The following is a 13,052-nucleotide window of genomic DNA, read 5'->3' on the forward strand; positions in this document are numbered from 1 at the left end:
CCTCCTTACTATTTTTTATACTTTGTCAAAGCCGTCGCAACTTTGTCAATAATGGCTCTGCTTGCAAACTTCTGACTGCGGGTGATAAACTTTCGTCACTTTATTACGCTGCGGAGGATTGCTTGGAGCTATACAGCAAGGGCATTGCTGAACTTTCAGAAATGCTCAAAAAACATGAAACATCGGCAAAAGAGATTGCCGTCGCTGTTTTCGACAGGATCGAACAGGTCGAAGACAGGATCAGGGCCTATCTGACCCTGACAAAAAACGAAGCCCTGAACAGGGCAGAAAACATAGATAGAGAAATAGCCGCAGGAAACAATAAAACCCTTTCCGGCATTCCGATCGCAATCAAGGACAATATGTGTACAAAGGGCATTGCCACAACCTGCTCTTCGAAAATATTGCAGAACTTTATTCCTCCCTATGAAAGCACGGCAACGACAAAACTCCTCGATCAGGGGTACGTGCTGACCGGCAAGACGAACCTTGACGAATTCGCCATGGGTTCTTCAACCGAAAATTCCGGCTTTCATACGACCTCCAACCCCTGGGACACGGAGAGGATACCCGGCGGCTCCAGCGGCGGTTCTGCAGCAGCTGTCGCAGCTGACGAATGCATCGCAGCGCTGGGCTCTGATACAGGCGGATCGATCAGACAGCCTGCTGCACTCTGCGGCGTTGTTGGTCTCAAGCCAACCTACGGCAGGGTTTCACGATATGGACTTGTAGCCTTTGCTTCATCCCTTGACCAGATCGGCCCGATCACCAAGAATGTAAGAGATGCAGCAATACTTATGAACGTCATCGCCGGTAATGACCCCATGGACTCCACTTCTGCATCGGTACCCGTCCCTGATTTCACGGCATCTATCGGCAAAGATATCAAGGGGCTCAGGCTTGGTATTCCAAAGGAATACTTCATCGAAGGCATAGACCCTGAAGTCAATGAAGCAGTGCAGGCCGCCATAAAACAGTATGAAGCGCTCGGCGCGGTTCCTGTTCCTGTCTCCCTGCCCCACTCAGGCTATGCGATCGCAACCTATTACGTCCTTGCCACCTCAGAGGCGAGCTCGAACCTGGCCCGATACGACGGCGTTAAATACGGGTTCCGGGCTGAGGGAAAAGACCTTATTGATATGTATATGCAGACACGGGCCAGGGGATTCGGCGCTGAAGTAAAGCGGCGGATCATGTTAGGCACGTACACGCTTTCTTCAGGGTATTATGATGCGTACTACAAAAAGGCCCAGCAGGTCAGGACCCTTCTCAAACGGGATTTCGAGGAGGCGTTCAAAACCGTTGACCTGATCCTTACGCCGACAACACCGACGGCTGCATTTAAGAAGGGCGAGAAGACCGATGATCCGCTCCAGATGTATCTTGCGGACATCTTCACTATTTCCGTGAACCTGGCCGGAGTTCCCGGCATCTCGATACCCTGCGGTTTCACCTCAAATAACCTTCCTGTCGGGCTGCAGCTGATCGGAAAACATTTTGACGAAGAAAGGCTGCTTCAGGCTGCCTATGCCTATGAACAGGCAACCGTGTGGCATAAGAGGAAACCGAGTCTATGAAATGGGAAGCAGTTATAGGCCTTGAAGTCCATGCCCAGATGCTCACCGCTACGAAGATCTTCTGCGGCTGCCCGACCACCTTCGGCAATGAGCCGAACTCCCAGACCTGCCAGATCTGTATCGGCATGCCGGGCGTGCTGCCGGTCCTCAACAGAAAAGCGCTCGAGTTTGCGATTAGAACCGGACTGGCCACGGGCTGCACCATATCAAAATACAGCCGTTTTGCGCGGAAGAACTATTTCTACCCTGACCTTCCCAAAGGCTACCAGATCAGTCAATACGAGCACCCGATCTGCGAGCATGGCCACCTGGAGATCGTGGTGGATGGAGAGGTAAAGCGGATCGGTATCACCCGCATCCATATGGAAGAAGATGCCGGCAAGAACATCCATGAGGGTGCAGGCGGTTACAGTTTTGTCGATCTGAACCGCACCGGTGTGCCGCTTATGGAGATCGTCTCGGAACCGGACATCAGGAGCCCGAAAGAGGCTGCTGAATATATGAGGAAACTGAGGAGCATTGTCCGGTATCTTGGCGCATGCGACGGCAATCTCGAGCAGGGTTCGCTCAGGTGCGATGCGAATGTCTCGGTAAGGCCGCTTGGTCAGAAAGAGTTCGGAACCCGCGCTGAGGTAAAGAACATTAATTCTTTTCGCTACGTTGAAAAGGCAATAGAATACGAGATCAAGCGCCAGATCAGGCTTATTGAGGACGGCGGCAAGGTCGTGCAGGAAACCAGGCTTTGGGATGCGAACAAGGGCATTACTGAGTCCATGCGCTCAAAAGAAGAGGCGCACGATTACCGTTATTTCCCTGACCCGGATCTTGTCCCGATCACGGTAGATCAGAAATGGATCGATAAGATCAGAGAGTCTCTGCCGGAATTGCCTGATGCCAAACGACGCAGATTTGTCGAGGCCTGCGGTCTTCCGGATACGGATGCAGATCAACTGACCGCGGAACGCTCAACCGCAGAGTGGTTTGAGAGCGCGGTCATGGCAGGCGGTCAGCCTAAGGCGGTGTCGAACTGGATAATGGGCGACCTGATGAAGCTCCTGAATGAAGATGGCAGGTCCATCGAAGATTGTTTGATCAAGCCGCCTCAGCTCGCAGGAATGCTGAAACTCATCGAGAGCGGGACCATCAGCGGCAAGATCGCAAAAACCGTATTTGACGAGATGTACAGGACAGGGAATGATGCCGAAGAGATCGTAAGAGAAAAGGGACTTCTCCAGATCAGCGACTCATCTGAAATAGAAAAAATCGTTGACGATATCATTGCAAAGAGCCCCAAAGAGGTGGAGCGTTTCAAGGCAGGTGATGAAAAGCTCATCGGCTTCTTTGTCGGCCAGGCCATGAAGGCGACCAAAGGCAAGGCAAACCCGCAGATGCTGAACGACTTATTGAAGAAAAAGCTTTCCTGCTAACCGCTTCATATCAAACCCTTCATTGTATTTTCCCGTCTTTGATCGTGATCACCCTGTCTGCACGTTTTGCGAGATCGTTATTATGGGTGACCATGACAACCGTGTACCCCTTAGCATGGAGCGATTTCAGAAGACCAAAAATTTTTTCGCTGTTGTCTGAGTCCAGATTACCGGTGGGCTCGTCAGCGAGAACGATTTCAGGATCATTTACAAGCGCACGTGCAATGGCAGCGCGCTGCATCTCTCCGCCGCTCAGTTGATTCGGGAAATGCTCCGACCGGTTGCCAAGCCCGACCATTTCTATCAGCATCCTGACCTTCTGAGGGTCTATCTTCTCTTTGCTGAAGACCCTTGGGAGCGTCACATTTTCAAAAACAGAAAGGCCGGGCATAAGATAGAACTGCTGGAACACAAAACCTATCTTTCTCCTGCGTATCGCATCGAGCTCAGCCTCAGACATATGCTCCACATTCACCTTGTCGAACTCCATGCGTCCTTTCGTAGGCCTGTCAAGGCAGCCCAGAATATGCAGCAAAGACGACTTGCCTGCGCCGGACTGCCCCACGATGGCAATGAACTCACCTCTTCCGATCTCCATATCGATACTCTTGAGCGCATGAAGCTCCTCAGCCCCCCGGCGATAGACCTTCTCTATGTCTCTGAGCTCTATCATCCCCTTATTGCCTCAATAGGATGAATTCGCGAGGCCTTCCATGCCGGATAGAGGCCGGAAATAACTCCGACAAACATCGCAAAGGAAAGGCTCGCAAACGCAATATTGGCATCGAAGCCGACCATATTGCCGGCCGGTACATAGGGCATCGTCCTGCGCACAAAGGCCTCAATAAGGTCGCTGCCCGCAACCGATGCAATGACCCCGGCAACGCCGCCTGCGATACTCAAAAGCATCCCTTCCTTGAGAATGATCCGGAAGACATCTGCCCGCGATGCGCCTATCGCCCGCATCATGCCGATCTCCTGGGTCCGCTCAAAAACAGCCATCAGCATGGCATTCATCACACCCACGGCTGACACGATAACCGCAATGACCGCAATCGACAGACTGAGGACCTTTGCAGATGCTGCAAGGGTAGAGATGCTGCTCATCACCTGGTTCATGGTCACAATCTGTATGCCCGGGACTTTTTCGGAAAGTTCGTCCGTTATCCTTGTGAGTGGTGCAGGGTCCTTTACCTTAACGCCGACGGCTGTTGCCCCCGAAGGTTTCTTAAAGACAACCTGTGCTGTTGCAACCGGCATATAGATAAAGGCGTCGTCCTGACTGCCGGTCTTTTTCAGTATGCCGGACACCTTGAACGTTGCATTGACATTCGGATATTCCATGCTGTCGCCGACCTTCAGCCCCTGATGCACTGCAATCTCCGAACCGAGGATAATCTCCTGCCCGTCTTTCGGGATAGTGCCCTCGATCTGCCAGTGGGGCTTCAGCTGGGAGACCCTCGCCATCTCTATACCATAGACCAGATCCACCCTGCCCTTCTTCGGATTCGGAAGCTGGGCAACAAGGATCGGGGAGGCAAATTCAATTGCTGAGAGATTCGTGATCTTCTCCATCACAGACAGATCAAGGAACTTCGGGATGATCGATCCATGAAGCACAAGCGACGCCACCTCATGCGGACAGCCCGACGGCACAATCATGAAATGAATACCCGTATGCTCAAGCTCCTTTGCAAGCCCCTGTTCAAAGCCCCTGTTAAACGACAGGATCGAAAAGAGCACGGCGACCGAGGTGGCGATGCCAAAGAGCGCAAGCAGACTCCGCGTCCTGTGCCGTTTAAGATTCTTAAGCGCAATCTTCAGAAAAATCATTACCGGACGTCAACTCCCTCTGCCACAATCTGAAGTTCACCCTGAACCGGATACACAATTCCCGTCACAGTTGCCTTTTTGTTCATGCGCGGAGGAATTGTCATGTTATTGGGGGAAAGGTTGATAAAGACCTGCCCGGTATCGTCCTGAAGCACAAACCAGCATCCGTTCGATCCGCACTGAGAGGAAATGCTGCCGGACAGTGTTACCTTCTTTCCGATGATGCCCTTGTCAAGAAAGATATCCTTCACCTTCGAGACCGGAAGGCTGCCGTCAACTCCTGCCCCATACTTTTCGGCAGAACAGCCAAGGAGCACCATCGTCAATACTATCAGCGTCCCCATACTGACAACCCTTTTCATCATCCAAGTCACCTCGCCAGTTCTTCTTTTTTCTATTTAAGCAATAATCCTATGAAGAAATTATGAAGGCGGAACCGTTGAATCATCAGGGTTGACGCAGAAAAATAAATTTGCATTCTTCCGGCATTATGTAATTTAATAGTAAGCTCATCATAACGATAAAGGAGTTCAAAAGAAATGGATGCTGTACTTAAGAAGGTGCAGGAACTTGCCCTGCTTCATGACAAACTTGACCCGAAGACTATCAAGGAAAAGAGCATAAAACTGGGCCTCAGAAACGAGGATGGCACAGGCGTCTTCGTCGGCATTACCAGCAAGGGTCAGGTTATCGGTTATGAAAAAGTGGACCAGGGAGACGGCATCGAAAAGGTCAATCCCGTTGCCGGCAAGCTCTATTATTGCGGGTACGACGTCGCTGATCTGGTTCGTGAGAAAGAAAAAGAAGGCAGATTCGGCTTTGAAGAGACAATATATCTGCTCCTGACAGGAATACTCCCTGACAAGCGGGACATGAAGGCCTTCTCTCTGCTGCTTGATAAGAAGCGGTCCCTGCCCGACGAGGTGAAGCAGATGATCCTCAACAGGCCTCCCCACGATGATCAGATGGGGTCCCTGCATACCATTGTGTCTGCCATGCATCTCTTCGACAAACATCCGAATTCGATAGACATGAACGATGTCACACGGCAATGCATCGATCTCATTGCGAAATTTCCGACCATCATTGCATACAACTACATTGCGGCTACCCTGGAGAAAAAATCTCTTTCGAAGCTGAAAGACCCGGCCCCCAATGTAAGTACCGCAGAGAATTTTCTCTATCTTCTGTCGGGCAAAATGCCTGACAGGGCAACAGCGGAACTCTTTGACACCATGCTCATCTTCCATGCAGAACACGGTGGCGGCAACAATTCTACATTTTCAACGCGGTGCGTTTCATCATCAGGCGCAAATACGTACATGGCTGTCTGTGCCGGTATAGGATCTCTTTCAGGACATCTGCACGGCGGAGCCAATGAAGCGGTCATACGCATGATGAAAGACATCAAGAGCAGGGTAAAAGACTGGGAAGATGATGACGAACTGGCATCATATCTTGAACTCATTCTCGACAAAAAAACCGGGGACAAGTCGGGCAAGATATATGGTCTGGGTCATGCAGTGTACACGGTCTCAGATCCCCGCGCGGTATTCCTCGAAACAAGGGCCGCAGAACTGGCGCGTGCTGCGAACCGCGAAAAAGAGTTCGAACTCTATAAGAGGATTGCACGGCTCGCTCCCGCTATCGTAAAGAACAAGAAGGGAAAGGTCGTCTGCACCAATGTCGACTTCTATTCAGGATTCGTGTATCGGTGCATGGGCATACCCAAAGAACTTTTTACACCGATTTTTGCAATGGCCAGAGTGGCGGGCTGGGCAGCTCACCGTATCGAGGAGATCGTGCAGGGACGTATCATCAGGCCTTCGTACGTTACGTCGTTAAAAGGCAAAAAGAACTACGTAGCGCTTGCAAAGCGTTGATTTAACGAACCCTCATCAGTTAAGATTTTTCCTGCAATTCCAGCAACGGAGAGGTGGCCGAGCGGCTTAAGGCGCACGCCTGGAAAGCGTGTGTGCGCTAATCACGCACCCAGGGTTCAAATCCCTGCCTCTCCGCCATTTTTTCAATACCATGGTGAACTATGGCAAACCCGGAAGACCTAATAAGACTTACCGTAGATAAGCCGGCAGCGAAGGCCGGCAGAACAGGGAGAAGCCCGCTTCTCCCTGCGGGAATCGTCCTGGGACTTATCATAGCGGCCATAATAGGATTCAGGCTCCTTGTGGCGCCCACGGTTCGTGTTGAATCCGCAACCGTCTCCATGGTTTATCCATCCCAGTCCTTCACCCTCCTCAATGCGAGCGGTTATGTCGTTGCCCAGCGTAAAGCGGCCGTAGCGTCCAAGGTGACCGGCAGACTTGTTGCCATCTATGTCGAGGAGGGCAACAGGATTAAAAAGGGCGATATCATCGCACTTCTCGAAAATGATGACGTTCTTGCTGCAAAAGAGCGTGCTGCCGCAAATCTCAGGGTAGCCGCGGCCAACCTCGATCAGGCTGAGGCAGAGCTTGCCGATGCTGCGTCAAACCTTGACCGGAGCAGGGAACTCCTCAGGAAGGGTTTCATATCAAAGCTCGAATATGACACGTCAGAGGCGCGCCACAAGAAGGCAGCGGCTGCGGTCGCTTCTGCGGAGGCATCCATAACGTCGCAGGCTGCAGCCCTTCGGGAGGCAGAGGTATCGATCGAATATACACGCGTCCGTGCACCCTTTGACGGAGTTGTCCTTACCAAAAACGCTGACATCGGGGATATTGTTACGCCCCTTGGTGCTGCTGCCAATGCAAAGGCGGCTGTCGTGACCATAGCGGACATGCAATCCCTTCAGGCAGAGGTTGACGTTTCGGAATCGAACATCGGGCAGGTAACACTGAAGCAGCCTTGCGAGATACAGCTCGATGGGTTGCCTGAGTCGCGCTTCCGCGGAGAGGTGCATATGATCGTACCGACTGCTGACCGTACCAAGGCAACGGTGATGGTCAAGGTAAGATTTCTTGATAACGACCCGAGAATACTTCCTGAAATGAGCGCAAAGGTGGCATTTCTCCAAAAAACAATGGCTGATCATGAACGCAAGCCGCGGACCGCTGTTGCTTCAGAATCCCTTGTTTCCGGAAACGGCAAAACATCCGTTTTTCTCATTAAGGACAACCGCGCCCTTGAAACGCCTGTTGTTGCCGGGGAAAAGATCGGCGATATGGTCGAGATCATCTCGGGCGTAAAGGCCGGGGAGCGCATCGTCCGCAAGGCCACCGACAAGATCAGAAATAACATCAAAGTTACTGTTTCAGAGAAGTAGATGCAGGTCCCCGCACCCTTAGCGCATATCAGCGGAGTCTCCAAAGCCTATCAGCGCGGAAGCCAGCTCATTCCGGTGCTCCAGGATATCACCCTTGACATCGCTGAGGGTGAGTTCATTGCCCTCATGGGGCCGTCAGGCTCCGGCAAATCAACGCTGCTGAATCTGATCGCCGGCATTGATAAGGCGGACACAGGATCGATCACCATCGCAGGCACTGACATCACAACCCTTTCGGAGACCGAACTTGCCGCCTGGCGCAGCAGCAACATCGGATTTATTTTCCAGTTCTATAACCTAATCCCTGTGCTGAGCGCCCTGGAAAATGTGGAACTTCCGCTGCTGCTGACAGGCCTTTCCCGAAAACAGCGAAGAGAGCATGCGGAACTTGCGCTGCAGGTCGTAAACCTGGGCGACCGCATGGACCACAAGCCGTCGCAGCTCTCAGGAGGACAGCAGCAGAGGGTCGCCATAGCCAGGGCGGTCGTTACCGACCCTCTCATGCTCGTTGCCGACGAGCCTACCGGAGACCTCGATCGCGTCTCGGCAAAAGAGATCCTCGACCTTATCTGCAGACTGAATAGTGAACTGGGGAAGACGATCATCATGGTAACGCACGACCCGCGGGCGGCCGAGCGTGCACATGTGATAAAACATCTCGACAAGGGTGTCCTGAACAATGTTTCTGATCAAACTCCTCTTTAGAAACGCCTTCCGCCATAAGCTCCGCACAGTCCTCACCATTGCCGGCATCACGATCGCCATCCTTTCCTTCGGACTGCTCCGGACAGTCGTAAGTGCCTGGTACGCCGGCGTCGAGGCCTCCTCCGCCAGTCGTTTGGTCACGAGGAATGCCATCTCACTGGTCTTTATGGTCCCTGCCTCCTATAAGGAGAAAATACGCCAGATCGAAGGGGTAAAGACCGTCTCTTGGGGCAACTGGTTTGGCGGCATCTATATCAGTGAAAAAAACTTTTTCCCCAATTTTGCGATTGATCCTCAATCCTATTTTGAACTCTATCCGGAGTTCATACTGAGCCCGGCGGAGCAGAAGGCATTTCTTCATGAACGCAAGGCCTGCGTCGCAGGAAGGCTGACCGCAAGGAAATACGGATGGAAAATCGGCGACACAATTACCCTGAAGGGTACCATCTTTCCGGGCAACTGGGACTTTGTCCTCAGAGGGATTTATCGCGGGCGGGACAAGAGCAGTGACGAGTCCCAGTTTTTCTTCAACTGGGACTATCTGAATGAATCCATGAGAAAGACAAACCCCGCTCTCGCAAACCAGATCGGTTTTTTCATGATCGGCATTAAAGATCCCGACCTGGCAGCAGAAACGGCAGCAGCCATAGACCGGTCTTTTAAGAACTCCATGACCGAGACGATAACGGAGACAGAAAAGGCCTTTCAGATGGGCTTCGTCTCGATGAGCGAAGCCATCGTAGTTGCTATTCAACTTGTCTCTTTTGTGGTTATCGCCATCATCATGGCGGTCGTTGCCAATACGATAGCAATGTCAGCACGGGAGCGCACAGGGGAATATGTCGTGTTCAAAGCCCTCGGGTTCGGTTCATGGCATCTTGCAGGCCTGATATTCGGCGAGTCTTTTGTCATAACCATGACAGGCTGCCTTCTGGGTATTGCCGCCACCTTCCCTGCAGCCAGGGCCTTTGGTGACGCCATGAGCACGTTCCTGCCGGTCTTTAATGTTTCTGCAACAACGCTCTATTTTGATCTTCTGGTATCGCTCATCGTTTCCCTTATCGCGGCGGTAATTCCGACCATTCGAATAGCACGAATCGGCATTGCTGAAGGCCTGAGAAAGATTGCCTGATGAGTATTCCGGTTTCATACAGCTTCAGGAACCTCTGGACCCGGCGTCTCACCACGGCGTTTACGGCTGCCGGTATGGCTCTGGTCGTCTTTGTTTTTGCATCGATCCTGATGCTGGCAGAGGGACTCAAAAAAACGCTGGTGGATACCGGTTCTTATGACAATGTCATCGTCACAAGAAAGGCGTCAGGCAGTGAAGTGCAGAGCGGCATCGACCGGCTTGCAGCCTCTGTGGTGGAAACCCAGCCCGAGATCGCCACAGGACAAAACGGACAGAAGATCGTGGTAAAGGAGATCGTCGCGCTGATTAATCTCAAAAAAAGGGGCAGTGCCAAACCAGGCCAGGTGGTAACAAGAGGGATTATCGAAAACTCCCTCATCCTCAGACCTCAGGTGAAGATTATCGAAGGCAGACTGCCGAGACCGGGATCTTACGAACTTCTTGCCGGGGCAAGCATTGCCAGACGCTTTCAGGGCTGAGGCCTCGGGGAGACGGTCCGCTTCAACAGTCGAGACTGGACAATCGCGGGCGTATTTGACGCGGGCAATACGGGATTCAATTCGGAGCTATGGGGAGATGTTGACCAGCTGATGCAGGCATTCCGGAGGCCGGTCTATTCATCTGTATTGTTCAGGCTGAGAAATCCGTCCGAGCTTGAAACGGTGAAGAGGCGTATTGAGGACGATCCGAGACTTGCGCTTGAGGCAAAAAGAGAGACGACCTATTACACCGATCAGTCTGAGATGATGGCAAAGTTTCTTCGCATCCTCGGCATTTCACTGACCTTCATTTTCTCTTTTGGCGCAATCATCGGTGCCATGATCACCATGTATGCAGCGGTATCCAGCAGGACCGCAGAGATCGGCACACTCCGCGCCCTCGGGTTTCGAAGGAGGAGCATCCTCTACGCCTTTATGATGGAGGCGGTCCTGCTGGGGCTGATTGGAGGATTAGCAGGCCTTTTTCTTGCTTCATTCATGCAGCTCTTCACCATTTCAACCATGAACTTCCAGACCTTTTCCGAACTCGCATTCTCCTTCAGCCTTACGGCGGATATAGCCGTTAAGTCCCTGTTTTTCTCTCTCATCATGGGAATTACGGGAGGTCTGCTTCCGGCGGTACGCGCTTCCCGCATGAACATTATCGACGCTCTGCGGTCAGACTAATCTGATGTGTCTTTTGCCCCTCGTCTTTCGGCCTGTCCGGCAATCATGTCGCCTGCCAACTTGAGAGCTTCCCGGCGCGACGTGATCTTGCCAAGGTCCTGGGCAAATCTGAGACGGCAAAGAAGACTTCCGAGAGCAATGCCCGGTTTCATTCCCAGAGAGATCAGATCGTCTCCGTTTATCAGGAGAGGCGCCTCCAACTGAGGCTTAATAAAAGTAAAATATTCACGGATACTTTCTTCTGCCCAGGCAATGAAATGAAGCCGGTACTGCTCTGAGGCTTCAGGCCCCAGACTGCTCATGACATCTGCCATGGAAAGGATAAGCGCCGGAACCACATCATCCCTCATCTTCCTGAACCACCGCAAACGGGCAGCAGGCTTCGCCTCTGGCGACGAAAGCGAAAGCGGCTTGAGATGCTCTGCAACCATTTTTACAAGAAAGTCTCTTAAACGGCATGAGAGCTTCAGCCTGCCGGCCATCTCCTTCATCCTCTCTGCACCGGCCTTGTCATGACCGTAAAAGATGATCCTGCTGCTCCCAGGCTTTATCCCCCTGGTAAAGGGCTTTCCCATATCGTGCAGCAGGCCTGCAAGTTTCAGAAAACCTGTTTTTTCCCTGTCGATCATAGCTGCAATTCCGGCACTCGCTTCCCCAAAACGTGAGAGGTCAGAAAGGATTTCCTCGACTTTCTCCATAACAAGCAGGGAGTGTTCCCAGACGTCCTTGTGATGATACCAGTTCTGCTCACAGCCCTTCATCGGCAGGATTTCAGGGAGTATCACTGCAAGGATTCCCAGATCATCCATCTTTCTGAACCAAACGGCACTCTTTGAACTCAGGAGGATGCACTGCAACTCTGCCATTACGCGTTCGACCGATACCCGTTTCAGCAGCACTGCATTGCTCTGCATACTGTTCAGCGTCTGCTCTTCGATCGTAAAGGAAAGCGAGGCAGCAAAGCGAAATGCCCGAAGTATCCTCAACGGATCAGAGACAAAGGCCTCCCGGCTGACCATTCTGATAATTTTTTTCTGTATGTCTCCGGCCCCGTCAAAAGGGTCGAGAAGCTCACCGTCGAGCCCCTCATCGTTTAGCCTGATCGCCATGGCATTGATCGTGAAATCTCTTCTGCCCAGGTCCTCTTCAATAGCATCTCCGCGCATCTCGGCGATATCGAGGAAAGCCTCAGGCCTCTCCCTGTCCACAACCCGGTAACAGGGGCTACACTCTCCACCGCAAATGGGGATAAACCCCGGGGAGTGCTCATCGGTCTTTTTTCCCATCGTAACGAGTGCGGCATTTTTCCGCGCCGCAAGGTTGAGAGCAAGGCTCTTTGCATTCCTGCAGACGAGGTCCATATCTTTCGGCGCAACATTCTTTGCCACCCTCTTCGGCCTCAAAAGCAGGTCCCTCACGGTCCCGCCGACCAGATACAGACCCAGGCCTTCAGGCAGTCCGTCTTCAAACCAGCTTCTAAGTAAAACAGGTATTATTATCTTCATTGCGTTATTGCTAACAATATATCATATGCCTCCATGAATACGCGGGGCTATGCTTAAAAGCAGACATCTATGCTAAAATAAAAAACATTTTCTGATACCGTGTATATTTTCCTGCTGCATCCCGTGTGCGGCCCTGCGCAACAGTCAGGTGTGAACCTCGTCAGGTCCGGAAGGAAGCAGCGATAAGCATTTTGCCTGTGTGCCGCAGCAAGCCGTTCACGGGATGGAGCAGGAAAAGACGGCAGTGATTGGGAATCAGGTGTTCGTCATTGGCATGAAGTCAGTTTCTGTATACCGTATCCTAAACCCTAACAACAAAAGACAAAAAAATGAGCTATCTTGTTTTAGCACGGAAATGGCGGCCCAAAACCTTCGATGACCTCGTAGGTCAGGAGCCTATCGCCCGCATGCTGAAAAATGCATTGGCGCAGGGGAAGATCTCCCA

Annotated in this window: 10 protein-coding genes, 1 tRNA gene, 1 other RNA gene and 1 pseudogene; 9 read left to right on the forward strand and 4 right to left on the reverse strand. The window is 52.0% G+C overall.

The features are described 5' to 3' along the window. The first annotated feature begins 122 nt into the window (after positions 1 to 122). Both gatA and gatB read left to right on the forward strand, forming a co-directional pair. Positions 123 to 1,577, forward strand: a complete 1,455-nt coding sequence (gene gatA / locus HZB31_11155) for an Asp-tRNA(Asn)/Glu-tRNA(Gln) amidotransferase subunit GatA (protein MBI5848485.1) — start codon at positions 123 to 125, stop codon at positions 1,575 to 1,577. Further along, on the forward strand, positions 1,574 to 3,004 hold the full coding sequence (gatB, locus tag HZB31_11160; GenBank protein MBI5848486.1) for an Asp-tRNA(Asn)/Glu-tRNA(Gln) amidotransferase subunit GatB: 1,431 nt from the start codon (positions 1,574 to 1,576) through the stop codon (positions 3,002 to 3,004). The genes gatA and gatB overlap by 4 nt, the downstream gene beginning before the upstream one ends. Before the next feature lie 19 nt (positions 3,005 to 3,023). Here the strand turns inward: gatB and HZB31_11165 are convergent, their stop codons facing one another. Genes HZB31_11165 through HZB31_11175 form a run of 3 tightly spaced genes read right to left on the reverse strand, consistent with a single transcriptional unit; the run spans position 3,024 to position 5,202 of the window. Further along, positions 3,024 to 3,677 (reverse strand): ABC transporter ATP-binding protein, encoded by a 654-nt coding sequence (locus tag HZB31_11165; protein MBI5848487.1) that lies wholly within the window; start codon positions 3,675 to 3,677, stop codon positions 3,024 to 3,026. Then, complete coding sequence (locus tag HZB31_11170; protein MBI5848488.1) at positions 3,674 to 4,837, reverse strand: ABC transporter permease; 1,164 nt, start codon at positions 4,835 to 4,837, stop codon at positions 3,674 to 3,676. Before HZB31_11170 ends, HZB31_11165 begins: the two co-directional genes overlap by 4 nt. After that, the gene (locus HZB31_11175) at positions 4,837 to 5,202 is read right to left on the reverse strand and encodes a DNA-binding protein (GenBank protein MBI5848489.1); all 366 of its coding nucleotides are present in this window, start codon (positions 5,200 to 5,202) and stop codon (positions 4,837 to 4,839) included. Before HZB31_11175 ends, HZB31_11170 begins: the two co-directional genes overlap by 1 nt. Positions 5,203 to 5,376: 174 nt before the next feature. Between HZB31_11175 and HZB31_11180 the strand changes: the two genes are divergently transcribed. The 6 genes and pseudogenes from HZB31_11180 (at position 5,377) to HZB31_11205 (ending at position 11,102) form a co-directional block, all read left to right on the forward strand. Then, positions 5,377 to 6,720: a citrate synthase gene (locus HZB31_11180; GenBank protein ID MBI5848490.1), complete on the forward strand. Its 1,344-nt coding sequence runs from the start codon at positions 5,377 to 5,379 to the stop codon at positions 6,718 to 6,720. Between the two features lie 47 nt (positions 6,721 to 6,767). Further along, positions 6,768 to 6,858: transfer RNA gene (locus HZB31_11185), tRNA-Ser, on the forward strand. A gap of 23 nt (positions 6,859 to 6,881) precedes the next feature. Next, a complete protein-coding gene (locus HZB31_11190) occupies positions 6,882 to 8,099 on the forward strand; it encodes an efflux RND transporter periplasmic adaptor subunit (GenBank protein ID MBI5848491.1) in 1,218 nt (405 codons plus the stop codon). Continuing rightward, positions 8,100 to 8,804: an ABC transporter ATP-binding protein gene (locus HZB31_11195; protein MBI5848492.1), complete on the forward strand. Its 705-nt coding sequence runs from the start codon at positions 8,100 to 8,102 to the stop codon at positions 8,802 to 8,804. It begins immediately after the preceding gene. Beyond that, complete coding sequence (locus tag HZB31_11200) at positions 8,779 to 9,936, forward strand: ABC transporter permease (protein ID MBI5848493.1); 1,158 nt, start codon at positions 8,779 to 8,781, stop codon at positions 9,934 to 9,936. The genes HZB31_11195 and HZB31_11200 overlap by 26 nt, the downstream gene beginning before the upstream one ends. Further along, positions 9,936 to 11,102 (forward strand): annotated as a pseudogene (locus HZB31_11205) (ABC transporter permease). Before HZB31_11200 ends, HZB31_11205 begins: the two are co-directional and overlap by 1 nt. Here HZB31_11205 and HZB31_11210 read toward each other — a convergent pair. Beyond that, the gene (locus tag HZB31_11210) at positions 11,099 to 12,607 is read right to left on the reverse strand and encodes an HD domain-containing protein (protein ID MBI5848494.1); all 1,509 of its coding nucleotides are present in this window, start codon (positions 12,605 to 12,607) and stop codon (positions 11,099 to 11,101) included. The pseudogene HZB31_11205 and the gene HZB31_11210 sit on opposite strands and share 4 nt — an antisense overlap. Before the next feature lie 124 nt (positions 12,608 to 12,731). Between HZB31_11210 and ffs the strand changes: the two genes are divergently transcribed. Beyond that, an RNA gene (gene ffs / locus HZB31_11215) (signal recognition particle sRNA small type) lies at positions 12,732 to 12,829 on the forward strand. The last annotated feature ends 223 nt before the right edge of the window (positions 12,830 to 13,052 follow it).

Source organism: Nitrospirota bacterium (assembly GCA_016235245.1).
Classification (GTDB): domain Bacteria; phylum Nitrospirota; class Thermodesulfovibrionia; order Thermodesulfovibrionales; family UBA6898; genus UBA6898.